Annotated in this window: 16 protein-coding genes and 2 pseudogenes; 7 read left to right on the top strand and 11 right to left on the bottom strand. The window is 59.7% G+C overall.

The annotated features are described in order from the left end of the window. Positions 1–855: 855 nt before the first annotated feature. From LMTR21_RS28425 to LMTR21_RS28440, 4 genes are all read right to left on the bottom strand, one after another. Entirely contained in the window at positions 856–4209 is a 3354-nt protein-coding gene (locus tag LMTR21_RS28425; RefSeq protein WP_065754380.1) for an AAA family ATPase, read from the bottom strand. A gap of 172 nt (positions 4210–4381) precedes the next feature. After that, a complete protein-coding gene (locus tag LMTR21_RS28430) occupies positions 4382–5254 on the bottom strand; it encodes a polyprenyl synthetase family protein (protein ID WP_065754379.1) in 873 nt (290 codons plus the stop codon). Positions 5255–5325: 71 nt separating this feature from the next. Then, entirely contained in the window at positions 5326–5949 is a 624-nt protein-coding gene (locus tag LMTR21_RS28435) for a hypothetical protein (protein ID WP_141688419.1), read from the bottom strand. A gap of 127 nt (positions 5950–6076) precedes the next feature. Then, on the bottom strand, positions 6077–6421 hold the full coding sequence (locus LMTR21_RS28440; RefSeq protein ID WP_065754377.1) for a hypothetical protein: 345 nt from the start codon (positions 6419–6421) through the stop codon (positions 6077–6079). A gap of 99 nt (positions 6422–6520) precedes the next feature. On the opposite strand from LMTR21_RS28440, the gene LMTR21_RS28445 reads away from it, so the two are divergent. After that, positions 6521–8065, top strand: a complete 1545-nt coding sequence (locus tag LMTR21_RS28445) for an FAD-dependent oxidoreductase (RefSeq protein WP_187399213.1) — start codon at positions 6521–6523, stop codon at positions 8063–8065. A 16-nt stretch (positions 8066–8081) separates the two neighbouring features. Here the strand turns inward: LMTR21_RS28445 and LMTR21_RS28450 are convergent, their stop codons facing one another. The 5 genes from LMTR21_RS28450 to LMTR21_RS28470 all read right to left on the bottom strand — a co-directional run bounded on the left by LMTR21_RS28450 (position 8082) and on the right by LMTR21_RS28470 (position 14622). Then, positions 8082–9200, bottom strand: coding sequence for a hypothetical protein (locus LMTR21_RS28450; RefSeq protein WP_141688418.1), 1119 nt, complete (start codon positions 9198–9200; stop codon positions 8082–8084). 215 nt (positions 9201–9415) lie between these two features. Continuing rightward, entirely contained in the window at positions 9416–11881 is a 2466-nt protein-coding gene (locus LMTR21_RS28455) for an ATP-binding protein (protein WP_084030755.1), read from the bottom strand. Then, positions 11878–12477: a winged helix-turn-helix domain-containing protein gene (locus tag LMTR21_RS28460; protein WP_246174353.1), complete on the bottom strand. Its 600-nt coding sequence runs from the start codon at positions 12475–12477 to the stop codon at positions 11878–11880. Before LMTR21_RS28460 ends, LMTR21_RS28455 begins: the two co-directional genes overlap by 4 nt. 470 nt (positions 12478–12947) lie before the next feature. Further along, entirely contained in the window at positions 12948–14114 is a 1167-nt protein-coding gene (locus LMTR21_RS28465) for an OpgC domain-containing protein (RefSeq protein ID WP_065754374.1), read from the bottom strand. Between the two features lie 295 nt (positions 14115–14409). Then, positions 14410–14622, bottom strand: a complete 213-nt coding sequence (locus LMTR21_RS28470; protein ID WP_141688417.1) for a hypothetical protein — start codon at positions 14620–14622, stop codon at positions 14410–14412. Between the two features lie 1012 nt (positions 14623–15634). Here LMTR21_RS28470 and LMTR21_RS28480 point away from each other — a divergent pair. After that, positions 15635–15823 (top strand): hypothetical protein, encoded by a 189-nt coding sequence (locus tag LMTR21_RS28480; RefSeq protein WP_065754373.1) that lies wholly within the window; start codon positions 15635–15637, stop codon positions 15821–15823. Between the two features lie 2 nt (positions 15824–15825). Here the strand turns inward: LMTR21_RS28480 and LMTR21_RS28485 are convergent, their stop codons facing one another. Continuing rightward, entirely contained in the window at positions 15826–16068 is a 243-nt protein-coding gene (locus tag LMTR21_RS28485) for a DUF6894 family protein (protein ID WP_065754372.1), read from the bottom strand. 276 nt (positions 16069–16344) lie between these two features. Between LMTR21_RS28485 and istA the strand changes: the two are divergent. The 4 genes and pseudogenes from istA to LMTR21_RS28510 all read left to right on the top strand — a co-directional run. After that, a pseudogene (istA, locus tag LMTR21_RS28490) lies at positions 16345–17837 on the top strand (IS21 family transposase); the annotation flags it as partial. 8 nt (positions 17838–17845) lie between these two features. Continuing rightward, a complete protein-coding gene (istB, locus tag LMTR21_RS28495; protein WP_065754371.1) occupies positions 17846–18709 on the top strand; it encodes an IS21-like element helper ATPase IstB in 864 nt (287 codons plus the stop codon). 1036 nt (positions 18710–19745) lie between these two features. Then, the gene (locus tag LMTR21_RS28505; RefSeq protein WP_141688416.1) at positions 19746–20048 is read left to right on the top strand and encodes a hypothetical protein; all 303 of its coding nucleotides are present in this window, start codon (positions 19746–19748) and stop codon (positions 20046–20048) included. A 125-nt stretch (positions 20049–20173) separates the two neighbouring features. After that, positions 20174–20466 (top strand): annotated as a pseudogene (locus LMTR21_RS28510) (DUF892 family protein); the annotation flags it as partial. A 1920-nt stretch (positions 20467–22386) separates the two neighbouring features. On the opposite strand, the gene LMTR21_RS28525 reads toward LMTR21_RS28510, so the two are convergent. After that, positions 22387–22896 (bottom strand): group I truncated hemoglobin, encoded by a 510-nt coding sequence (locus tag LMTR21_RS28525; RefSeq protein WP_246174369.1) that lies wholly within the window; start codon positions 22894–22896, stop codon positions 22387–22389. A gap of 461 nt (positions 22897–23357) precedes the next feature. Here LMTR21_RS28525 and LMTR21_RS28530 point away from each other — a divergent pair, with 461 nt between their 5' ends. After that, on the top strand, positions 23358–23741 hold the full coding sequence (locus tag LMTR21_RS28530; RefSeq protein WP_065754367.1) for a PRC-barrel domain-containing protein: 384 nt from the start codon (positions 23358–23360) through the stop codon (positions 23739–23741). The last annotated feature ends 202 nt before the right edge of the window (positions 23742–23943 follow it).

Raw genomic sequence — 23943 nt, forward strand, 5'->3', positions numbered from 1 at the left:
TGTTGAGCTGTACGTTCGTTCTAACCAAGCAACGGGCAGCGGAATCCGCCATTTCCAAATGAAGCAACAGAGAAGCAATTTAGTTGAGTAATATCAACTGGCTGGCGACGCAGTGGTGATCGCGCCCGTCTCCAGCCAAATTGCTTGCAAACAGGGAATTTCGCCACTTTGGCCTCTCCGCGCGCGTCGGTCGGCGGGCGATCTCTGCGTATTTCTCCCGATACTTGGCACTCGCGGGATCACATCCCGACGGCGTCCAAGCACGTCCCCTTTAACGCCGCCAACGGGCATCAACCCATGACCGCGTAAAGGTGCCAGGACCGAAGCGGTCGGCATACGGCCAAAAAGCAATTGCTTGACCGCTATCAAGCGGCCGGCAGGAACTCATATCCCGATCCAGCTACTTGTGCACGACCGCAACTCTCGACAGCCCGTCAGTGAAAGGATCTTGAAGCCTCGGAATTCGGCCTGCCGCGTTGCACGCTCACCGATCATGGTTGGGGACCCATTCCTCCGCGGTTGGGTCCCAATGATGGGTGTCGTCGAAGTGTTTCCAGAGTGGCCGCCTTGGTTTGCTTTCACCCTTCTGTCGTTTTGCATTCAGTGCGCTGAGTTGGACGACGAGCGCCCCAGCCATCATCAACCATTCGCGAGCGTTGTATCGGGAGTTCCATTTGATTGTCGCGAACATCGGATGCCTCCTTCAACGTAAGAAGCCTCCGCCATCTTAGCCCAAGCCAAGAACACAGGGATGTAATGTACTTCACAGCCTGGCAACATCTTCGACATTGCCGCGGACGATCCTATCAGGGAATGCGTCCGGCGGGGGCGCCGGAGGGCTGAGTGTCCCAGATCCTAGCTTATACTCTCCAACACCGAGCGAGCCTTTTGCAGATCCGTAGTCCCGTGGCCATTCGTGAACCCACCATACCTCGCCAAGAGCAGCGTACGCGCGCTGTCAATTCGTCCGGCATCCCGCCAGACCTGCGCCAGACTTGTCGCAGTCCGCAATTCGAAAAGTCTTGCATTCTGCCTTTGTGCCGTTTCCAATCCGCGTCCGAACAAAGCCTCTACCTCGGCAAGCGACGCGCCCTGGGAGTGTCTGGCGCAGGCTCGTACGCGAAATTCCTCCGCCTCGCTGTAACGCTGCCCAGTTGCATCAGCCTCCGCCGCCGCTAGATCCAGCAAGGCGATAGCCTCATCGTTTCTCTGGTTCTGCATCAGGATATCGGCTTCGCTGATCAGGAAATAGGGAAGCCAGATCCTGGTTTGCACCCGATCTCGGATTTCCCTGCTGCGCTGCAGTCGCGCCAAGCCGCTATCCAACGCGCCCGTTGTGGCCGAAGCCCAACCTAGAAGCGCCTCCGTAAAACATTCCCAGTAGAAAACATGGTGCCGGTTCATGATCTCGACAAGCTCTTCAGCGAGGGAGAAGACCGCGACCGGATCCTGCTCAACCATTGATTTCATCGCGCAATGATAGATCACATAGCAGCTCGTCAAGTGGTGCCCGCGTTCACGGGCCTCATGCAAACTGCGCACGCACAGTTCGTCTGCCTCGTCAAGACGGCCGAGTTGTTGTGCGGCGATCGAATACTGTGCCAAGGTCGTTGGACGCGGAATCGTCAGATAGTTACCGAGCGTCGTCGCCGTGCCTTCGCGCTCAAACTCCTCTATCACTTCCAGGAATCGCTCGCGCGCCGTGACCAGCTCGCCGCTCGCCAGCGCAATCATTGCCTTGATCCGAACCCCTTGTGCCGCCGATGTCCCGTCCTCGGCCCGGTGCGCCAGTTCGAGAAAACTCCCCACGTACTCAAGAGCGCGCGGAAAGTCGCACCGTACGAGAGCGCCGCCGGCCCGGCCCCACAAGATCCGCAGCAATTGCTGCGTTTCTCCGAGGTCCAGACCAAGTTCGAGCAACCGGGCGTAGTTCTGTTCGACCTCCGTCCCGGAATAACCACTCGTCGCGTAGAGCGGTTCGATCATGGCGATCCTTAGTTCGAACTCCCGGAGTTGGGTCAATGAATCATCCGCAAGGTGCGTGAGTAGCCCCAAAGCACGGTGAAACTGGCTGACCGCTTCAATGTTGTTGTATCGGCCCGCCGACCGCGAAGCGGCGCGGGCCCACCAATCAATCGCCAGCGAGATGAGGTCCGCTTCGGTGAAATGGTGCGCCAATAATTCTGGTTGCGCCTCCGCTATCTGGGCAAAGTTACTCCGCAACGTCTCGGCGATGCGTTTGTGCAGCTTCTGGCGGCGACTGATGAGCAACGTCGAGTAGGCAGCCTCCTGCACGAGGCCATGCTTGAATGTGTAGATCACCTCCGGTGGATTTCCTCGCGCGCTGATCAGGTCCGCTGCCTCTAGCAGTGTCAACGCAGCTTCAAGTTCCTTGGGTTTTGATGGCACCACCGCAGCCAACAGTTCGAATGAAAACTCCCGCCCGATTACCGCACCAATCTGGGCAACGGATTTGCTCTCTGTCAGCCGGTCAAGACGGGCAAGCAATGAGTCCTGCAGCGTCACCGGTATCGTCGACTCACCAGATCCCCGCTTGTCGTCATAGGATCCGATAATCGCCTCATACGGGCCGGAGTCGATTACGACCTTCGTCAATTCCTCGATGAACAAAGGCATCCCGTCCGCCTTGGAGACGATTTGCTCAACAAGCGCATCGGCTAAATCCTTCCCCGCCACCCGTCGGACCAACTCGTACGACTGCCGTCGGCTCAGCCGATTGAGGCTGAACGAAGCAACCTGGCTACGGCCGGTCCACGGGGGGTGAAATTCCGGCCGGTGCGTTATTACGGCCAGGATGCGAGCGCTGCTTGTCCGGCCCAAGCCGCGGCTGATTGCCTCGACCGTCGTCGGATCAATCCAGTGCGCATCTTCCAGTATCCATAATACTGGCTTCAACCGCGACAGGTTCACGACCCAATCGTCCAGAGCATCAAGTGTCAGGCTCTTCAACTTCTCGGGTGTCCCCTCGTGTCGAGGCAAACGATCGCCAATGGGTATCGACAGCAGGTCTGCAAAAAGCGCTATCGTCTCGGGCGCCACATTCCCGGACTTCTGCATCTCAGCAATCAATCGATTCAGTTTCTCCTCAGGCTCCATGCCGAGCGTCAGTCCGGCCACGCGTTCAAAATACGTGAAGATCGGATGCAGCGCACTAACGGTATGGAACGGCGAGCACTGCAGGCGGATGATGAAATGGCTCTCTGTTGCAATCCGGCTCGCAAGGGCCATGCACAATCGCGACTTTCCGATTCCTGCTTCGCCCGTCAGCAGGACCAACTGACGCTCGCCTTCGCACGCGGTCCGCCATCGCCCAAGCAACAGCGACAGCTCATCCTCCCGGCCAACCACTTCTGTCAGATCGGCGGGGTGTGTAGCATCGAAGCGGCTTTCGGCCGCTGCCTCATGCAGCACGCGCCATACAGGTCTTAGGCCGGGGAGACCCTTCAAGTCGCACATGCCGAGAAATTCAAGCTCGAACATGCCCTCCACCAACCGGCGTGTGCTGCCGGCAATAGCCACGCCGTCGGGGGGAGCAAGACTCTGCAGCCGTGCGGCCAGTGCCGGGGTTTCGCCGACAACCGCTTCTTCCCTGGCTGCGCCCTCACCCAGAAGGTCACCAACGACAACAAGACCTGTCGCGATACCTGTTCGCACATGCAACGTTACACCCGGTAGCGGAGCCAGATTTGGTACAACCTGCCCAAGTTCCAAGCCCGCGCGGACAGCCCGTTCCGCGGCATCTTCCAAGGCGGCCGGATAGCCAAAATAGGCGACGATTCCGTCTCCGGTGTATCTGGCAATGAAACCGCCAAGGGAGGTCACAGCACTCACGCACGCATCGAGGTAGACGCCCATCACCGTGCGAAGCTCTTCAGGGTCCAGCTTGGAGGCAAGGTCCGTCGACTCGATCATGTCGCAGATCAGCACGGTTAACTGTCGTCTCTCAGCGTCAGGCCACGCCCGCACAAGTTTGCTGCGCGCGTGTTGTTCGGTCGTTTCCCGCCCGAGAAGGTCGTCGATGGCCTTAAGAATCTTTTTGCGGTGCCCCAGCGGTACACCAAGATGCACCAGATCGTCGTCTGTCAGGTCAGGCAGAACATCGCTGTCGATCGCCTGATCGGAAAAAAGGGCCCGGTATTGGCCAAGCCCAAGCTCTTCAAGCCACGCACCGACGTCCAGACTTTGCATGAGCTTGCACGTCCCAAAATCCTGATAGCCTAGCGCACTTGCTCGCTCAGATCACCGCGACGCCGCACCTCGGCGCCCTCTGGGCAGCTTCGATCCAAAGTTGCGCGCGCTATGTTATCAAAAGGTCGTTTCTTCAGCTTCCACTTTGGTGACCTTACACCAGAATCGCTGGCTAGTAGCGGCTCAATTGCCGGGTTTGCTCGATCAGCGCGATCAAGGGGGCGGGATCAACAGCGAACGATCGTGCCTCGGTTCGCCCCTCCTCGGCGATCTGGTCGAGATAAGCTTCTGCTTCGGGCAGCTTGGCGACGAAGTGCCTGCCCAGCTCTGCCAGATTGCCGCCCTCCGGGTCGCAAAATAGCTTTGCCGCTGCGGGATCACGAATTGCCAGCGCTGCAGGTAGCGTAAGGATGCCATCGCGCAAGTCCTCCTCTCCACCGCCTCCGAGTGCGGCCAGCCCCTTCACGTCGCCAACATCGTCGCAACCGTGATAGAGCAGCCCCAGCAGGCCACCAAAAGTTCGCAGCCTGCCCGACCGATCGCCCAGGCAGGCACACACCTCGAACATCGAGCCGGTGTCCTCTCCGGCGATCTTGCGCCAGTCCTCAACTCCCAGCGGTTGACGACGAAGCCGCCACTGCAGGCATTCAGCCACGCCTAATCGTTTCAACAGTTCCGAAAACAATGCAATGCCTGTTAGGTCATCCTTCAGCTGCAGATAGCCCTCCGCCACGATGTAGCCCGAAGTCATCAAAGCCGATAGTTCGCCGAACTTGGTGTGCATGGTGGCCCGACCGCGCCGCGTCGGGGAACGATCAACGATGTCGTCAATGATCAAAGAAACATTGTGAAACAGCTCGATCACCAGAGCCGATTGCATGATCTGTTCGGGGATCGGCCCTTCGCGCACTGCCCGATAACAGGAAAAGATCGTCAGCGGACGAAAGTATTTTGATCCAGTCAGGAATTGCCATTCAAGCGCTTCGCGCAACTCCTCGCTGCAGCCGTCAATCCAGCGTGCAATGCGCTCGCGCAAGTCGGCCATCTCCGTCCCGAAACCAAGTCGCGCAATGACAGATTTTGTCGTTTGCTCTTGCATGTTTGAAACGCGCCGCCCTAGATTTTACTGCGCCAGCGCCTGCGGTAGGATCCAGACAGGTCTGGCTCTTGAAAATTCTGCGCCAAGCTCTCATCCAAATTGCTCAACTCGCTCTGCAAAATTCGCGCCTCCCTGACAGCCAGGTCCCCCACCTCACGTAGCAATGCACGCAATTCATCGACGGCAAGGAGGCGCTCAGATCCCGACACACGGCCGTCGACCGCGTTGATGGCAACGACCTGCGCCAACCTCGCTTGATGACTTTCGCATATTTGAGCCAGCCCGAACCAGTACATGGCCGACCTGTTCGCGGCGATCGTCATTGCGTGGCCCATTGGCAGCGCGAAATCAGTGAGGACCGAATTCTCCCGGCCGCCCGGCGGCGAACCAATCGCCCCCTCGGCGCTCCGCTGGTCGAATCGCTGGAGATTGGCAGTGGCCAGATCAGCCATCGCGCTGAGCATACCGATCATGGGTCCCAGCAGCGTTGCCCCGAGCAAGCCCGTCCCCGGATTGCCGGCCTCGGATTGCACCGTCATGTTTTCCCGAAGGCCAACACCCGCCAACCAGGCGTCACGCATTGCCATGAAAATGCCGGTGAGAGGGTCGTGCGCCGATCGACCGGGACCAGAACCAAACATGCCTTCTCCCTTTGACATTCTGAGAACCTGTGCACCGCACTGTTACCCCGACCCTGTGTCGCGCGGGGTGGCGTGCGCGGTTGCGGAGCGCAACCAGCACTTTGTTTCCCGGCAATTTAGGCGACGGTCAATCCCGGACCATGGCGCGCCGTCCACGCAAATTGTCATATCGCGAAAGAAATCCCATCATTGAAACTCGCGGCAGACCAGCGAAGCCACGACAGAGGTCTGCCAAAGCCGGCCGGGATGCTCCGGAAATCCTCGCCACATCAACTGGGCGCGCCGGCCCGGCAGCCCCGTCTTTCGGCTGCACTTCCGCGGCAAGCGTCATAAGCGCTTCCTGATATGCCTGCCCCATTAGTTGGGCATAGCGGCCAGCGACATCGGCTAGCGCGCCCGCCGCGGCCGATTGGGCCAGAAGCATTTCGGTGAAGATTGTCCGATAGTTTGCCTGCATCCGGTAGTATTCCATTGATTTGCAATCAACGAGGGGCGACAATCCTGATATTATTCAGCGCAACTCGAGGGCGAGATGCCAGAAGTAATAATTGTCGGCTCCGGTTTAGCCGGTATGTCCGCAGCCACCCGATTGATGGAGCGGGGCTTCGACATAACATTATATGAGCAGAACAATTTTCTCGGCGGCAAGCTTGGCGCCCATAGGGACAGCCACACACCCGATCCGCACGAACATTGCTACCACATGTACCTGAACTGGTACAATAATTTCTGGCAGTTCATGGCGGAGATCGGCGCCGTCGACAAGTTCATACCAAGCCCTGTCATCGGCTGCCGCTTTCCGGGAGACAAGCAGACCCGGCCATATCTCACCAATCCCGGATCGCCCGCGACCGTTTTGACCAACATGCTGAACGGCATCGCGTCCCCTGCAGACCAATTCCTCTCGGCGTATTCGTTGCTCGACCTCATCGGCACGCAATCGATGTCTGGGACTGTGCTGGAGCAAACCTCCGTTAGCAATTTCTTTCGATCAAGGGGCTACAGCACCGAAGGTTCATTAGCAGCCTCCGCCCGCACCTTGGCGGAGGCCTTTGCCTCGCCAAGCTACCTTTCTTCCGCGCGAAGCTATCAGAGCTTGATAAAGTACGGGTATCCCGACCCGACTCCATCCTTGTGGCTACTCACGCAGAATACCAACGACGCCATCTTCGAGCCATGGAGACGTCACCTGGAAGCGCGTGCAAAGACTCTCAAGCGCCGCTTCAAGATTTATTTCCAGACGCGGGTGGAAGGCCTTCACCTGAGGGATGGCCAGGTGCGCGAATTGACACTCGGCCAGATGCCGAAGGAGCCGACTACCCACCGCAATGACAGGCCGAGGGTAAGCAAAAAGTGGAAGATCGACGTTCCCGGAGATCTGGTGCTCGCCGTACCGCCGGGCCCGCTCGGATGCCTCGTTAGCCCCGATGTCGCGGCTTGCGCACCAAAGCTTGAAACAGTTCGGGAGCTGCGATCGGAGCCGATGATCTCCCTTGATGCGTATTTCAAGCGCAAGATCCCAGGCTTGACCAGAAGCATCACGCTGCTTCTGGGCTCGAAATACAATCTAAGTCTGCTCGACATTTCGCAGGTCTGGAGCGACTGGCCAGCGGGAGAAGGCACTGCGCTTAACGTCATCTCATCAAATGCTGACTTGATCGCTGATTATCCGGAAAAAGTCATCAAGGACATAATGCTCAAGGAGCTGCAACGCTTCCTCGACTTCAAGCTTACTGATGTGGACTACGACCGTTGCCACGTTCAAACCAACGTCGGCGAAGAGCTTTTCGTCAACCAGGTCGGCAGTTGGAACTCCCGCCCAAAGGCGACTTGTGAGATTCCGAACCTCTTTCTGGCCGGCGATTTCTGCCAGACCTTCATCGATGTCGTCACGGTCGAAGGAGCTGTGGTCAGCGGACTTTTGGCAGCGGAGGCATTGCGCCGCAAGCACAAGACTGGCGCTCCGATCGATATCATCCGGCCGGATTCCTATCCGGCATTTCTTCCAGCGGCGCTCGCGGTGGCTCTACGCCCTGCGGCCTGGGCCGCAAAGGCGGTCTCGGTGACCGACTCCATGATGCGCGCAAATTTCTCCCGGATTTTTCCCAACGGATGAGATGAGACGCTGCAACTCATCGAGGAAAATCCAGCAATCGAGGCGGACCGTACGTGGCGGTCTGCCGCTCCGTCCAGCCATTCGCGGCTGGCAACCTGTCGGCGATATCGAAACGGCGTAGCATGTCGCATACACAAACCGACTTGCCGTCGGCACACAGACACAAGCCGTCTCCCGAGACGCCCAATTCAAGTATCACCGAGCCGCCGATCTGCGTTCCCTCTCCACTGCCGCTTTTCGTCGTCATTGCCCAATAGGTCCGCCGTTCCGAACCCGCTCCACGTCGAGAGATGGAGAAAGTCGGCAGATCGAAGGTCCGCGCATCGCCGAATCGCGGAAATCGGATCGACAACGCCTTCCCCTTCGCGTTCGGAACGCCGAATAGCACGTTGTCCGCGACGTAACCGACCGCGAGCTTGGGGGAGACGATCTTTTCTAACCCCCATACGATGCGGGCGGCCTGTTTGGTGAACTCCTGCGTGACGACAATCGCCAAGTAATAGGTGAACAACTGCCGTGCGGGATCGCCCTTCACGGTCACCGTCAACGCGACAACGATTTCCGGATAAACGCCAAAATCGCTGTTGCGATAGTCCACTCCGACAATCATCAGCGGCGTCCGTCCGCTGCCGGCATCGAACGCCGACAGGATTTCGCGCACTTCTTCACCAAGCGCATCGTTAGCCGCCTTGACGTCCACGAAAAACATCGCCCATCCCTGCGACGCGTCCAGAACCCGTGCCGGCATCGCGAACGGTTTGCCGTCCACCTGGAAAATCTCTCCATCCGGTTCCGGCCCGGTGTACTCGTCACCAATGTAGGGCTCCAGACCGGCATCGGTTCGACGCATCAATTCCATCGCCGCCTTTTCGGCAATCGACGGCGCTATCGCCGCCAACCCGCCCAAGCAATTCACGTAGCCGCTGACCATGTTCCGCAGCAACGCCTCCGGCGGCACGGATGCCATCGCGCCCCGCACTAGACGGTCGACCTCGTATCCCCAACTGCGACTGGCTATTGTCCACCATTGGCCATAAGCCTCCACGCCGAAACGAAGTGCCATCTCGCCGACGCGCAGCAGGTGGTCGCTACGCGATGGTCGGGGGGACCCTGCAGAAGGCAGAATAGGCGGCATGACGGAAGCTCCCTAGCCTGCTCCGATCGGGCGACATGCCTGTGGCTGACACAGTGCGCTAAATGGACATTGTGTAATAAGTAATGGCAAGCATCCCACGATGTTACACGGAGGCGGGCCGAATTCAAGTTGGCTTCGCTATCTGTCGGCGAACGGATAACTGCATCTACATTGGTGGCAGCGTCCTTCTCCTTTAGGTTCGTTAGTTGGCTGGCTCAGCGCGCCCCCGGCGCATCGAGGGCGGCAAGCAATGACGACCGCAATCGGTCATCAGGTTCGAAATTCCCGGCAAGGGTTCGAATGACTTCCTCGAAGCGAGCTCTGTACCTGACCGCCTCGGCCGGCTTGCCGAGGCTCTCGCAGACCTCTACACCCGCCCGATAGACCCGCCAAGCGGCGAGCGGCATGTCGGTATCTTCGAGAGTTGAAAGGGCACGCGAGAGCTCCGCCCTTGCCTCCTCCAAATCGCCCGCAGCGAGCGCAACCCGGGTGAGCAGCCCGTGCGCCTGCGCCAGATGATTGCGATCGGGCGCCGGCGCGACGTACTCGTACAGCTTTATCGCCGATGTCCGCGCCTGTGCGATATCGCCGACCTGAAGGCTGTACTCGCAAAGGCAATGGTGTAGCTGCGCGTAGATCGTGTAATCCATCATGATGCCGTCGGAATTCGACCGTTGCATGACGTCATCGAACTGCTGGTGCGCTCGTTGCGGCTCGTTCAGGCCGACGAAGACCTTCGCAAGAACGGCTCGCTGAAAGAAGAAGGCGAAGGGATTTTCTTCAAGCACTGCTTGGTCGATGCTCTCGCAGAGCTCGCGCGCACCATGAAAATCCATCGCCTCGACGTGGAGCCACCCCAAGGTGAGGCGGCACAGGGCAATCGCCGGGCGGTTAGCGTTTCTTTCCGCCAGCGCCAGCGCGGCGATGGTCTCGCGCTGCAATCGCCGCCATTGGCCAAGATGGATCAGCGCGGTCGACTCCATCACGTTGAACAGCACAAAGATGTAGACGTCGCCGACCTCCTGCGCGAGCTTCTTGCCATCGGTTCCCGAACGACGGCATTCCTCGTAACGCGACCGTAAGCATTCGAGGATTCCCTCGATCCCGTATCGCCGGATCAGCGTGCCGTGATCGCGCGCGTCAGCTGTTACGCGCAACGCTTTCTCGCAAAGTGCAGCATCCTGCTCCTGCCAACCTTTCAGCCAGAGATTGATGCTGGCGCTGCTACCCTGCACTAGAGCCTTGAAGGCGTCATCCTCAAGTCCTTCACTCTTGGCAAGCGCTTCGTTGGAAGCGTGAAGGCACATGCGGCGGTCGGCATGAAGGCAGAACCGGCTCACGGCCAGGAGCCCGTTAACCTCATGGCGAAGCTGCCCCGCGTCCGCGGCGCAAGCGATCATCTCCTCGAGATCGCGAACCGAGCCGGCGAGATCCCCCGCCGAGCGCCGCGCCCAGCTCCGCTGTCGCAACAGGCTGGTACGCGGCCCATACTGATCGGTCGTTCCCAGACGGTCGAGAATGCCGAGTGCGCGGGACAGATAATTGGTCGCCTCCTCGTGACCGAGGCGCTTCGCGGAATTTTCTGCGGCCTGGCTGAGGTAGCGCAGTGCACGCGGGAAATCATGGCTCTGCTCGAAATGCAACGCGAGCGTAGCCGCAATATTTTCCGTCCGGCCCCCATATCCCTGCTCGAGGCGCTCGCCCATGCGGTGATGGATCTGGAGGCGCCGTGCCGGGGTGAGCCGTTTATAGAGCACGTTCTGATAGAGAATGTGTTGGAAAGCGTAGGATCCGGAATAGGTCCCGTCGGGCCATTCAGAAACGCCGCACGCCACCACCGTGTGATCCTTGCGCGCAAGACCCTCCAGGACTTCCTCGGTCTCCACGGTGTCGCGCGACAGACCAGCGGCCACGAGGGCTGCGGCACATTCGCTTCCCGCTACGCTGGCCGCCTCGAGCAGCTGCTGTTCGTCCTCACTCAGACGATCGATCCGATGTGTGATCATGTTGATCAGATCGTTTGGCACGACATCCTCGGATAGGGCAGTTCCGGATCCGAGGCGCCAGGCGCCGTCGATCTCCACAATCGACTCGTGATTGACCAGGTAGTCCACAAGCGAGGCGATGAACAACGGCTGCCCCTGGGTGCGCCCGAACATCGGCCCGGAGAGCGCCGAAGCGAGCTTCTCGTCCTGGAAACGCAAGGCGAGGTGGTGCTCCACCTCGGTTTTGGACAATCGATCGAGTTGCAGCTCGCTGCACCTCCCGTGGATCTCCAAATCCTGATGCAGACGGCGAACCGGATGTCCACTCATGATGCTGTCGCCAACACGATAGGTGGCAAGAACGAGCACTTGAGCCTTGCGGTCTCCGTGTGCGAAGCGCGACAGGACGTCGACCGTCTGGAAGTCGCTCCAATGCATATCCTCGATGACGAGGACCCACGGGCGATCCACACTCAACACCTCGACCAGATCGCAGAACTCACGCGACATCCGTTCTCGTGTCGCTCCGAATACCTCATTCCGGAACGCGGCCCGGTCCGCCACGTCGAGAAAACCGGGCATCTGGAGCAGCCAAGTCGGCGCATTGGCGCGCACGGCCTCCAGGACAGCCGAACCGTCCGGGCCGCGACAACGCGTCGTCAGCGAATCGATCAACGGGAGAAATGCCTCGTTCATGCGAAACGCTCGGTGCAGAAACCGCACAGGGTCTCGACGCGATACCGAGAAAGCTGCTCGATCGCCATTTCGACGAACGAGGTCTTGCCGATACCAGCCTCGCCGGTGATGAAGACGACCTGTCTGTCGCCGGCGAGCATTCGCTGCGTAACCTTGTCCAGCGTAGCCAGCGGACCGTTTCGCCCGACGAGCCAGCGGGACCGGCGGGGGATTGATCCCTCCTGACTTCTGCCGCCGGCTGCACCGGGGGACAGGATAGTGCGCCCAACTCCCTGGGCAGGCGGCACCTTCTCCTCGATCGCGCTGTGGTGCGAACTCGTCGTGGTCGGGCCGACGAACCGATATCCACGGCGCGGCAAGGTTTCGATCCAACGCTCTCCGCCCGGCTCGGCCGCAAGCGCTTTGCGCAGCGCCGCAATCTGAACCGATAGATTGCTTTCTTCGACGACCAAGCCTGACCAAGCGGCCTGGATCAATTCGTCCTTGGAAACCACCAAACCTTGACGTTTCGCCAGCGCGCTGAGCAGTGCGACGGCGCGGCAGCCAACGGGTAGCAGATCATTGCCACGATAGAGAGTTGCGGTATCGACATCCAATCGGAATGGTCCGATTGCAAGCGTCGCGCGCTCATCGCCATCGTCAAGAACGGACCGAGAGTCGTTCAACACGGCGAGCCTCCGCGATGCCATTCTGCATCGGCTGACGGCGTACCTTATAGCAAAGAATTCCGTTCCGCTGTGAGGGAGTACAGGAGTTGCGAGCAATGCCATCGCCCCGGCGAACCTGACAGACCGCGGTGGATCGGGTTGATTGGTGCAGACGAGGGGTATTCCCGTAAGGCCCCCAAACCGTTGGTCAGTGCCCCCTTTGCGCCACTCTTGGGAAAGAGTTGGACGCCAACTCAGCAAAGCCGCTGATTACTGTATTTCTGCGCCCTTTTGGGCGACCCGGCGCGAGGCATAAAAGGCTATCGCCTTTCCGCCTTCGTCAGCTTGTGCCGCCCAAACGCGGCTGCCTCTACCTTAACGCGGCTCATCCGAGCACGTTGCCGGCCGTCCGCCAAGTCTCAGCCGATGGAGTGAGACATCATAGTTCGCCGTTTTTCACTCGGCAGCGCGCTGTCTATTGCTAATTGCTGCCTGGGCTTGATACTGATCAAGTTCAGCAGCATTGCGGTCGCGATCATCGCCGCGATGCCAACGAGACTCACCGCGATCTGCATCGCAAACCCGTCCGAGATATCGAACAGCACCATGTGACCGGCGAACGCCAGCAGAACGCCAAGGCAATAGATTGGTAGCGAGTTCCGGCCACAACAGATCGCGCCGCGCATCACTGGTGTCATCAGCCCTCGCCAATTGCGAGGCACGAACCACGCTGCCAAAACGGCTATCGCCAAAAAATGCAGCAATCGCAATGGATCGAGATTTGATTTATCCGCTTGGTGCAGCCGCGCAAACGTCTGCGGGATCAGTGCTTCCAGCGGTTTGATGCGCCAGCTCAGTGCGACGACCAGACTGAAGAGTAGATATAGGACAGCAAGTCCAAGCACCGTGCGTGACGTGACCCACGGCCGGACGTTCCTGTCCTCGATCATCCACCACGCGCCGAGCACAACGAGGAGCTGCCAGGCCAGCGGATTGAAGGCCCAGTGACCGCTCGGCCACGCCGGGACTGTCCAGCCGAAGACATGCACCAGCACGTAAAGTGCTACCGACGCGCCAAGCGTCACGTTCGGCAGTCGCAGCAGCAACCACAGTAACGGCGCGAACAAAAGATGAAGAAGCACAAAGATCGGCAACACGTCGGTATTGACCGGACGGTATTGCAGTATCGCCGCGTGGGCGAGCGTCGCGCCCAGCTGGTCCAATAGAATGCGCGTATTGCTCTCGTCAGCGAGACGGCCGCCGCCTGCGAGGTGAACCAGGATGGCGCAAGCGAGCGTGAGCAGCAAAAATGCAACGTAAATGTCCCAGCTTCGCCGAAGGGTCCGGCGGATCACCTCAGTCCAGCCCTCGCAGCGCCATGCCTTGCCGTAGGCCAGCGCGCAGGTTACGCCCGAGACGAACATGAATACTTCCGCGGCATCGCTGAAGCCGTAGTTCCGCAGCGTCAGCCAACTTCCGATGTTGTTTGGGATATGGTCAAGAAAGATGAACCACAGCGCGATGCCACGGCAGGCATCTATTCGCAGGTCGCGGCCCGCGCCTTTGAGCTCCGCCAGCCCGAGCATTCTCACTGACTTCGCAGGAAACTCGAACAATCTAGGGGATGTAATCCTTTCTGTCACCACCAATGCTGTAGGGGCGCGTTAGGGAAGTGTTCGCAGTCGCCTAAGGTGATCTGCGCATGGTGGTCAGATGGCCACTTTGATGGCCTGGACGTGTTGGTAGCAGTACGCTCGCTACGCCGCCTGCAGACTCTATTCGTCCGTCCTACTCCCGTTCGGGGGCAGCTAGTAGCGAGAAATGTGTTGAGCGGTCCGCAACAGTAATGTCCCTGCCATGGTTTGCTTCACCCGCGGCGCATCATCGGCGTGCCAGGATCACACCAATGAGGAATGCAATTGCCAACGACTGAATGGGTGCCTCGCGTGTAGCCATACTAATCTGGTCAATCCACGTCGGCTGCGGCGCGAGCTCGTCGGCAAGGTCCGAGGACATGCTGCGGATCGCATCCACAGCGCTATCGATTCGTTGTTCGGCCCTTTTACCCGACGCGGGTGTTTCGTCACTGTTCATGAAGACTCACAGCGTGTCGGGGGGGTGCGCACTGGCGAGGATTTGTCCTCGTTGCGCAGCTCCTGTTCAGCCAAGTTCCAAAACTGCCGGCTTGTTCCCAGAGCTGATACGCTCGGGCCTCGATCTCTTCCTTGCTCGGTTCGGGCATCACATCCTCCGGATTGGAGCACGGCCCCTCCTCTGGGGTAATGGGGGCTTATCGGCGGGACCGTGCTAGGCCAGAACTTTTTGGAACTGGCCCATGGATTCAAGTGCACTGGATGCCGCTAGTTCCTCGAAACAGGAGCAGCGCGTTTTCAGGCTTCGGCGCAAAGGTCATAACGCGACTGAGGCTCAGAGCCTACTCGAGACATTCCGCAGTACCCATGCTCAGCAGGTCGCTCACCGCGACCTGCTTTTGATGGAACTGGTGGAATAAGGGATTTCCGCCCCTCCTTTCGATCTTCTCCTGCCTATCAGGATGGACGCCGAAGCGCCCTGACTGCCTGACGATGAGGCCAAATTCGTCTCCACCTTCAGAGTGACCACGCCAGTTTGGCGACAACCGCGAACAGCGCGTGTAAGAAAAAGGGCCTCGGAGCGGCGGCGCCGAAGCCCCTCTTTGAGCTGAGGATTGCATCTGGGGAAAGATGCACGTCTCAACTCACCACCATGCAGCACGTTCCTAACGTCCAAGACGCCGCTCGACCCGCTTGCGGCTGGTCTCCGCCTTCTTAACGGCTTTCATTGCGGTGCCTCGTAACGCCACCTCGCAATTCTGCCCGCCAGCCAGACTGCGAAGCGCCTGACCTCGAAACGGAGAAATCCCACAAATGAGTCTACCACCGGACAGACGACTACTTGGTCGGCTGCCAAAGTGTTCTTCGGCGTGAGGAACATTCCTATGGAGCGGGTAGAGCGTGGTTTCGCGATCACAGCGGCAACCGGGTTTGTGGTGCTCGTCGTCAGCCTGACTTGGTTGATGATGCTCTGACACAACATGTACAGTACCCGAAAATCCTAGGAGTGAGAGTTGCGCAGCGTTGCGGAATACCTTGAACGGGCGACCCAGTTCGACGACCTCGCGGCGTCGGCCAGCGTTGAGGTTTTGCGGAAGCGATATGCCGATATCGCAGCGTGTTATCGATTGCTCGCCAAAGACCGAGAATGGCTGATCAGCACCGGCGCCATCGAGGCCGAGCAGACCGCTCTAGGACATTGAGTTCATCGTTCCTGGAGCCGCTCAATTTCGAACGCGCACCTGACCTTCAGTAGCGGCCCGCGGTCATCCCGGACTTGAATGCTCATGCGGTGGTCCGCGCTACGTTTGCCCATCGCATCCAAAGCCATTTCAGCCAGAGTGAGGGTGGCCTCCTCCTGCATGGCGTCAAAAGAGGATAGTTCGCGAGCTTCGTCGTCAGTTTGCAACGTGTCGCCGTCGCGAACGTCAAAATAGTAATGGCGCATCGAAGCCCCTCGTTGCGGATGTCATGGCCAAAGCCCCAGCTCCGGGGGTTCAGAGCTGAGGCTGTTGCGGCGGCTCAGCCCTCACCCAGGGCTGACGCGGTATCCTCAGCATTGGGTCGGCGATCTCCGCCACAACAAAAGTTAGTTGCCTTGCACTTTTTCTGTCATTCGGCCTGCAATATTGACCCCCTAAGCCGGGGGATCGGCGTCCAAAATTGACCCCCTATAGGTTGGGCTGTTGCGCTGCCTGCTTTGGAATGAAGCAGGTGGTCGGGGATGCTGGTCGTGGAGACGATTGCGCGGATACGGCGCGAGCACTTCATCAAGGGCAAGACGATCAAGGAGATCGCCCGTGACCTGAAGGTGTCGCGGAACACGGTCCGGAAGGTGCTGAGGTCGGGAGAGACCTCCTTCGAGTACGAGCGGCAGGTCCAGCCGCGGCCAAAGCTGGGGCGATGGGCGTCGGAGCTCGATAGGCTGCTGGCGGCCAACGCGGCTAAATCGGCTCGTGAACAGCTGACGCTGATCCGGATCTTCGAAGAGCTGCGCGGCCGCGGCTACGACGGCGGTTACGATGCCGTGCGGCGTTACGCCAGGCGGTGGAGCAAGGAGCGCGGGCAATCGACCGCGGCGGCTTATGTCCCGCTGAGTTTTGCGCCAGGCGAAGCCTACCAGTTCGACTGGAGCCACGAGGTGGTTCTGTTGAGCGGGACCACGGTGATGGTGAAGGTCGCCCATGTCCGGCTCTGCCACAGCCGCATGCTGTTCGCGCGGGCCTATCCGCGTGAGACGCAGGAGATGGTGTTCGACGCCCACGATCGGGCGTTCGCGCTGTTCAAGGGCACCTGTAGTCGCGGCATCTACGACAACATGAAGACCGCGGTCGAGACGATCTTCGTCGGCAAGGATCGCCGCTACAATCGCCGTTTCTTGCAGATGTGCAGCCACTACCTGGTCGACGCCCGGTGGCCTGCACGCCGGCCTCGGGCTGGGAGAAGGGCCAGGTCGAGAACCAGGTTGGGCTGGTCAGGGAACGCTTCTTCACGCCGCGGCTGCGGTTCAAAAACCTGGACGAGTTAAACGCCTGGCTGCTCGATAAATGTATCGCCTACGCCAAGGCGCACCGCCATCCGGAGCTGTCCGAGCAGACGATCTGGGAAGTGTTCGAAGCCGAACGACCCAAGCTCGTTCCCTATGCCGGCCGGTTTGACGGCTTCCATGCGGTGCCGGCGTCGGTCTCGAAGACCTGCCTGGTGCGCTTCGACAACAACAAGTACTCGGTCACGGCCAGCGCGGTCGGACGGCCGGTTGAGGTCCAGGCCTATGCCGATCGCATCGTGATCCGTCAGGATGGGCGCATCGTTGCGGAGCATCCGCGATCCTTCGGACGCGGCGAGACGACCTACGATCCCTGGCATTATGTGCCAGTGCTGGCTCGCAAACCCGGCGCCTTGCGCAATGGCGCTCCCTTCAAGGACTGGGTGCTGCCGGCCGCGATCGAGCGGATCCGGCGCAGGCTTACCAGCACCGACGATGGCAATCGGCAGATGGTCGACATCCTCAACGCGGTGCTGACTGACGGTCTGCCCGCGGTGGAAGCCGCCTGTGCCGAAGCCCTCGGTCATGGCGTCCATTCTGCCGATGTCGTGCTTAACATCCTGGCTCGTCAACGCGAACCCGCCCCACCGGCCAACATCATGACGCCGGCCGCACTGACGCTTCGCCATGCGCCGATCGCCGATTGTGCTCGCTACGACAACCTCCGGAGGACCATCTGATGGAACGAACCCAAATCTTCGACCTCATGGGCGAACTCAAGCTCTACGGGATGAAGGCCGCCTTCGACGAGATCATGGCGACTGCGGTCAAGCGCCAGCACGAACCCCAGCGCATTGTCGGCGACCTGCTCAACGCCGAGATCAACGAGAAGCAGGCCCGGTCGATCAAGTACCAGCTCACCATCGCCAAGCTGCCGCTTGCCAAGGACCTCGAGGACTTCCAGTTCGACGGCACGCCGATCAACCGGACGCTGGTCAATGACATCGCCGGCGGCGGCTTCATCGCCCAGCAACGCAACGTCGTGCTGGTCGGCGGCACCGGCACCGGCAAGACCCATCTGGCCATCGCAATCGCCAGGAGCTGCATCCGATCCGGTGCCCGTGGCCGCTTCTACAACGTGGTCGATCTCGTCAACCGCCTCGAGATCGAGACCCGCAACGGACGGCAGGGCCGGCTTGCTGAGCATCTGACCCGGATGGACTTCATCGTCCTGGACGAGCTCGGATATTTGCCCTTCGCCCAGTCCGGCGGCCAGCTTCTGTTCCATCTCGTCAGCCGGCTCTATGAGCGTGCCTCCGTCATCGTCACCACCAATCTTGCGTTCGGAGAATGGCCCAGCGTGTTCGGCGACGCCAAGATGACCACCGCGCTGCTCGACCGCTTGACCCATCACTGCGACATCGTCGAGACCGGCAATGACAGCTGGCGATTCAAAAGCCGCGACGACGATCACGCAACCCGCGCTCGTCTCGTCTCCGCAATCCCGGCCAGCTCCGACGAGCCGAGCGCTACCGCCAAACCTCGCCGCTCAAAGGGGTCAAAATTGGAAGCCGATGAGGGGTCAAATTTGAACGCCGATTGACACACGTAGCGTGCATTCTTTGGCAAGGCGGCCTTTGGCAAGGCGGCGCGATGGCGGCGCTTGTCGGAAGTCGTCCTTAAAACACCGCGCACCCAGCCGAGCTCGTCGAAATTTACGAGCAGCGGATGCACAGTGGTGGCATGGCCGAGCGCGCCGTCGCGCAGAGCGCCGATGAGCGCCAAATCATCGTCCCAAGCGGCGAAGTTGAGTGTGGCGTCGAACGTCCGTTCGATTTTCCGGCGGCATTCGCCGGCCGCCGGCTTACGCCGGAGAACCGGTCGGACTTCGAAGCCGCTATTCGGCTGGAGACACACCAGAGTGACACCTGTCCCGTCCGTCACCATCTTGCCGCCCTCCCGAAGTTTCTGGACAATCTAACTGCACGACTAAGAAGGTCACCTCATTGCAGACGACCGACGAGCGCATTGCAACTAATCCCGCCGCTCAGGGTTTCCAAGCGGACACGGGCATGCCTCCTGTTGAATTGGGTCACGGCCGCTTACTAGCGTTCGTGGTCGAGGGCTCATCTCGGGACAAATCAAGGACGTATTCCCATGAAGATTGCGATCGTATGTGCCACAGCGTTGTTGTTGTCCGGCGCGAGCGCCTATGCGCAGGGAAACCCCTCAGGCCGTGGCTCGGTTACTGGAGATCCTGCTGCCCGCTCGGCGAATCCAAATGCAGATCCGACGCCTAGGGGCAGGTCCACAAATAACCCCAGCGGCAGCGGAACCTCTGCTTCGGGCGGCAGGGACGATAATGCCGATCAAGGCCGAGACACGATGCCAGAAACCGCCAAGCAAGCTACGCCGCAAGCCCAGCAAAAGGGATTGCCGAAGTAGTTTATCCGGGCTGACAGGCGCGGTTTCAGATCATCTCCCTTACTCACATTCTGCTAAGTCACTGCCTCGATCGCGCGCTTTGCGAGGGTTTCGCGCGGCGTACGCAGCTATCTTTTGAAATAGCAACCGGCACTAGGAAACGTCGGGAAGTTCGCGCGTTAGCGGACCGAAGCAACGTACTAAAGGAGAGACGTATGCGAACGGCAGCTCTCGCGATGATTGTCGTTGCCGGAAGCGCGATTGCGTTCCAAGCAACGGCACAACAGCAACAGGCCGCACCTAGTGAGCTAACCAAGCAGCAGATGGACAAAGGGCTCAAGACCAGCGAGCCCAACGACCAGATGCAGCGTGATGCCGACAAAGGGGTCAAGACCCGCAACTCCGGAGAATCTGGATACGTGGGCGATCAAGACAAGCCGGGAGCGTCTGCCCATCCGCCGGGCCGGCCGAACAGTCAGCAAACCACGGGTAGCGGCCAGACTGGCGCCCCGAAATAAAATAGCGTTGCTCACATCTTGAGAGCTGCGGCAAGGCCAGCCTCTCGGCGATAGCTGATCGGCACGTAAAGCGGCAGGAATTGCGTTAGGAGCGCGCCGCGGCGGCTGCGATGGATCGGACAAAGTTCGAGAAGTTCGGCAAGGACCCGAGCGGCACGCAGTGTCCTGCGATCGACGGCATCAAAGGAGGCTGACGAGACTGCGGGTGAAGATCGAAGACAAGGCGGTGCTGGACGCTGCCCTCGTCGCAGTCACGCAGGCCGTCGAGCCCTATGAAATGTGCCGCTACGGCACGCTGATCGCTCGGGCCGAAGGGTTCGGCCACGACGAGATCGTTCGCCTCCTGACGACCAATCTGAACGAGGAAAAAGCGGCGAATACCAAGCTCAACACGGTGGCACTGCGGAAGGGCGTCAACGCGGGGAGCGATGATCGCCCGGCCATGTACGACTCGGCTTGCGCGCGTTTGTGTCCTAATCCCCACACTGGGACTGAAAAGCGTCTGTTTGTTGCTTTTCGAACCGACAGGTCAAATGCGTTCATTCCATGCTCTGGTCGGTTGGGAGCCAATAAATGGATCGTTCAATTATTGCCGATGTTCCGCGCGACAAATATGTCGAGCGATGTAAGCAACGAGCCTTCGATTATCTCGACCGAGGCGACCTCAGAAACGCGGTCGCCTCGTTCGTCAACAATATGAATGCCCGTCCCGATTGCGAATTGCCACAGCACTTGGCCGCGCTTGGCGATTTGCTGCTGACGAGGCACGATGCGCTCGGCTGGAAGGCGCTGATCGAGGAGTTTAGATAACGATTTCGCCCAGTGCCAGACCGCCGTCTCTTTCGGCCGGATCATAGTCGGGAAAGCCGAGCATGCGCTTGTTCTACGCCTCGCAGGCGAGCCGGTCCGCTTTCTTGCGTGCTTCCGTCTCGAACTTGCCGTGCAGTACGCCTAATCGCCGCCAAGGAATTAGGAACTCCGCCCGTTTATTCCGGTTGCCCGGACATGGATAGTGCACTTGTCACACGCAACCAGTTCAATGTCACCCGGGAAGGGGTCGTTCATAAGCCCACCGATGCCGCCTTCATCCCGGCTCCCGGTAACCCATATTCGGGAAGATTTCGAGTGGGCCAACTCGCTAATCAGCCCCCAACTGCGAAGGCCTATCCAGTGCCGGATGTTATGAGGCTGATGGGAGAATTATGGGAAGAGTTCGTGACTAGCAACCCGGAGCAAGAAGCCAAGGTTAGCACCAAGAGCCCCAGCTCCAGGACGTGGAGCTGAGGCTCTTGGAGGCCAGAACCACAAAGGGCCACGCCGAAATCAAAACACCGGGCAGCCGTCGCCCGCTACAACAAAAGTTAACCGCGCTCGGTCGACAGCAAGTCACCGGAACACAATGACTGCGCCGACATTTCGGTTGCTAGAGCGAACGGAACGATGCGGTCTTTCCTCAGTGCGACAATACTCGCTGGGTTTGTGAAACCACTTCGATCGGCCGTTCTTGGGAGAACGGGCCTGTGGTTGCGGTGGCGCTGCCCGAACTGCAAAAAAACCGATCCGGCCGATCCGGACGACGTGCCAGTAATGCCTGCGATCTTTAAGCCGATCTCAACTAGCGCATCAGCGCGGGCCAGGTAAGCCGAGCGTTCTTTAAGTCCTTAGGTCAGAGAGCCAACTAAAGAGGCATTGTCCGCCGCCGACCGCGTTGATGCCGCATTCGCGGCGTCGGAGATCTTTTTAGCGGCGGAGCGCTCACCGACGACCTGTCCGCAGTGAGCGGGAGACGGCCCCCGCTCACGCGGGGCCGTCTCCATTTTGCGGGGGCGGGCGTCCCTGCCCCCTGCGCAACTGTTCGTAGCGAGACACGCTTGGGCCTTGCCGCCAGCGCTGATGCTGCTTCGACACGGTTCACAAGTGTTGTGCGAGCAACCTTCCTGAGGTGCATGGGGTGCGGAATCACCCTTCAGAGCACCGCGTTTTCGCAAGGTTATCGCGGAACGTGGCAGCAGCAGGCCTGCACGCCCGACGTCTGGCGACTCTGCAGCGAGCACGGCGCCCTTGGTTCGCTTCGGCGCCCCTGCAATCGAGAGGGTCGAACGGCCCGCATCGTGGAGAATCCCGGGCCTCGTAAATAATATTCCCATGAGTCCGGTACCGGACGGTCAAAGGTTCCGGATGGACCTACCGTCCAAGCACCACCGCACGGCCCCCGGCATCTATCGGTGTTGAGACCGCTTGGCTGTGCTCCCCGGCGCCAGGGGCCGTTTTCGCTCTGTAGAACCCGATGAAGCCTTTGCGGGAGTATAGGCCCTGACATTCGGCACCACAGGATGCTTCAGCCGCGCTTGGCTCTCGATGCGTAGCCGGCGGTAACCTCGTCTTTGTGGCCGGCGAACGCAGCCAGTACTTCGGCCTTCTCGCGCTTCGGGACCTTGGCGAAGTCGAGTGCCCGCCTCAGTTCCGCTGCGACCTCGTCGAATTCCGCCGGGGAGATCCGCAAGTCCCGGTGCGCCTCCTCAAGGCCAAGGGGCGTCGCGCCAGGCCTAGTGGCCTTGAATTGCAACGGCCCACCCGAAACGTCACAGACCCACAGTGTTCGCATGAACTTGAGACCTGGTAGTCGTTTCAGATTCTTGGTGTGCCATTCCCTCAGCTGCGGGTTTTTGGACTTCTGGCCGACGATAGGGTTCTTGACGACAGCGTCGCTGAAGTGATCCACGACCGCTGCAATGGCGAAAACGCCGCCAAGTCGCTCATACAGGCTTTTGTCCGGCGTGGTTTGCTTGCCCTGCGCATACGCTTGATCGGCCCCCGCCAAAGCCGCCGGGGCGGCTGTCAGCGCCAACCCTGCGACTACACTTCGTCTGCTGATGGAAGTTGAACGAGCCCTTGGCATTGGTACCTCCTTATGTCGGGTTCGAAAAGCCCTGCAGCTCGGCACCGTCTGCAAGCGAGCGGTGCGCATGGCCGCGGCCTTGTCGGTGACCGCCGTGCTGCCCATCGGATGGTTTTGAATGGAAAAGGTTCCCGGAGAACTTCGGAGTTAGATTCAAACCCGCGGCGCCGTCGTGACTTCGAAATGCACGGTTTGGATCAAATGCAGACATGGACGAGCAGAATTACGCGCTTTGCCGCTCCCGCCAGAAGTCCGCGACGCCCCTCCGGCTGATCCAGCCGCGCTCATCCCGACTTGCGGTTGTTAATTCGGTGTCGCGACGATAGATCGGAAATACGTTCCTCGAAACAGGAACGTCCCCATAGGGGTCGAGTTAATTCGATCAAACCCACCTTTGAGGGAGTCTAGTCATGGCCCGCGCAACAGCCCATCCGGATCATCAATGCATCTCAAGCGAAGACATTCAAGGAACCGAGGTTTATGGAGCAGGTGGAAAGAATATCGGCGAGATTGATCACCTCATCATCGACAAAGTGTCAGGCCGAGTAGCTTATGCCGTCATGAGCTTTGGCGGCTTCGTTGGGTTGGGGCACAGCCATTATCCCATTCCTTGGGCTGCTCTGACCTACGATACATCGCTTGGTGGTTTTCGAACCGCTATCACCGAACAACAGCTGAGGGACGCGCCAGAGTTCAGTGATGACTCGTGGCAGGACAGAGACTGGGAAACGCGCACCCACCAGTACTACGGGACACCGACGTACTGGGAGTCACGAGGTGGCATGATACGCTAGGCAGCGCATCTGAACTGTCGGGTGTAGCCAGCTAAGCGATCAAAAGGCCCGCAGTGCTCATAACACTGCGGGCCTTTTTGTGGCCAACCGGATGTCTGCTTAGGGCTCACAGGGAGACCTAACCCCGAGTCTCGACCAGGCGCTTGAACGGTCGAGAAACAGGGCTTTGCGGCCAGTGGGCCTGACCATCGGCCGCCCTGCG

The sequence above is a fragment of the Bradyrhizobium paxllaeri genome, assembly GCF_001693515.2.
In the GTDB taxonomy this organism is placed as follows: Bacteria; Pseudomonadota; Alphaproteobacteria; order Rhizobiales; family Xanthobacteraceae; genus Bradyrhizobium; species Bradyrhizobium paxllaeri.

What these genes read in the sequence shown, in the direction of transcription:
- LMTR21_RS28425 (WP_065754380.1), bottom strand. Translation starts at nt 4,209, where the DNA reads ATGCAAAGTCTGGACGTCGGTGCGTGGCTTGAAGAGCTTGGGCTTGGC.
- LMTR21_RS28430 (WP_065754379.1), bottom strand. Translation starts at nt 5,254, where the DNA reads ATGGCCGACTTGCGCGAGCGCATTGCACGCTGGATTGACGGCTGCAGC.
- LMTR21_RS28435 (WP_141688419.1), bottom strand. Translation starts at nt 5,949, where the DNA reads ATGTTTGGTTCTGGTCCCGGTCGATCGGCGCACGACCCTCTCACCGGC.
- LMTR21_RS28440 (WP_065754377.1), bottom strand. Translation starts at nt 6,421, where the DNA reads ATGGAATACTACCGGATGCAGGCAAACTATCGGACAATCTTCACCGAA.
- LMTR21_RS28445 (WP_187399213.1), top strand. Translation starts at nt 6,521, where the DNA reads ATGTCCGCAGCCACCCGATTGATGGAGCGGGGCTTCGACATAACATTA.
- LMTR21_RS28450 (WP_141688418.1), bottom strand. Translation starts at nt 9,200, where the DNA reads ATGCCGCCTATTCTGCCTTCTGCAGGGTCCCCCCGACCATCGCGTAGC.
- LMTR21_RS28455 (WP_084030755.1), bottom strand. Translation starts at nt 11,881, where the DNA reads ATGAACGAGGCATTTCTCCCGTTGATCGATTCGCTGACGACGCGTTGT.
- LMTR21_RS28465 (WP_065754374.1), bottom strand. Translation starts at nt 14,114, where the DNA reads ATGCTCGGGCTGGCGGAGCTCAAAGGCGCGGGCCGCGACCTGCGAATA.
- LMTR21_RS28470 (WP_141688417.1), bottom strand. Translation starts at nt 14,622, where the DNA reads ATGAACAGTGACGAAACACCCGCGTCGGGTAAAAGGGCCGAACAACGA.
- LMTR21_RS28485 (WP_065754372.1), bottom strand. Translation starts at nt 16,068, where the DNA reads ATGCGCCATTACTATTTTGACGTTCGCGACGGCGACACGTTGCAAACT.
- istB (WP_065754371.1), top strand. Translation starts at nt 17,846, where the DNA reads ATGGAACGAACCCAAATCTTCGACCTCATGGGCGAACTCAAGCTCTAC.
- LMTR21_RS28505 (WP_141688416.1), top strand. Translation starts at nt 19,746, where the DNA reads ATGCGAACGGCAGCTCTCGCGATGATTGTCGTTGCCGGAAGCGCGATT.
- LMTR21_RS28530 (WP_065754367.1), top strand. Translation starts at nt 23,358, where the DNA reads ATGGCCCGCGCAACAGCCCATCCGGATCATCAATGCATCTCAAGCGAA.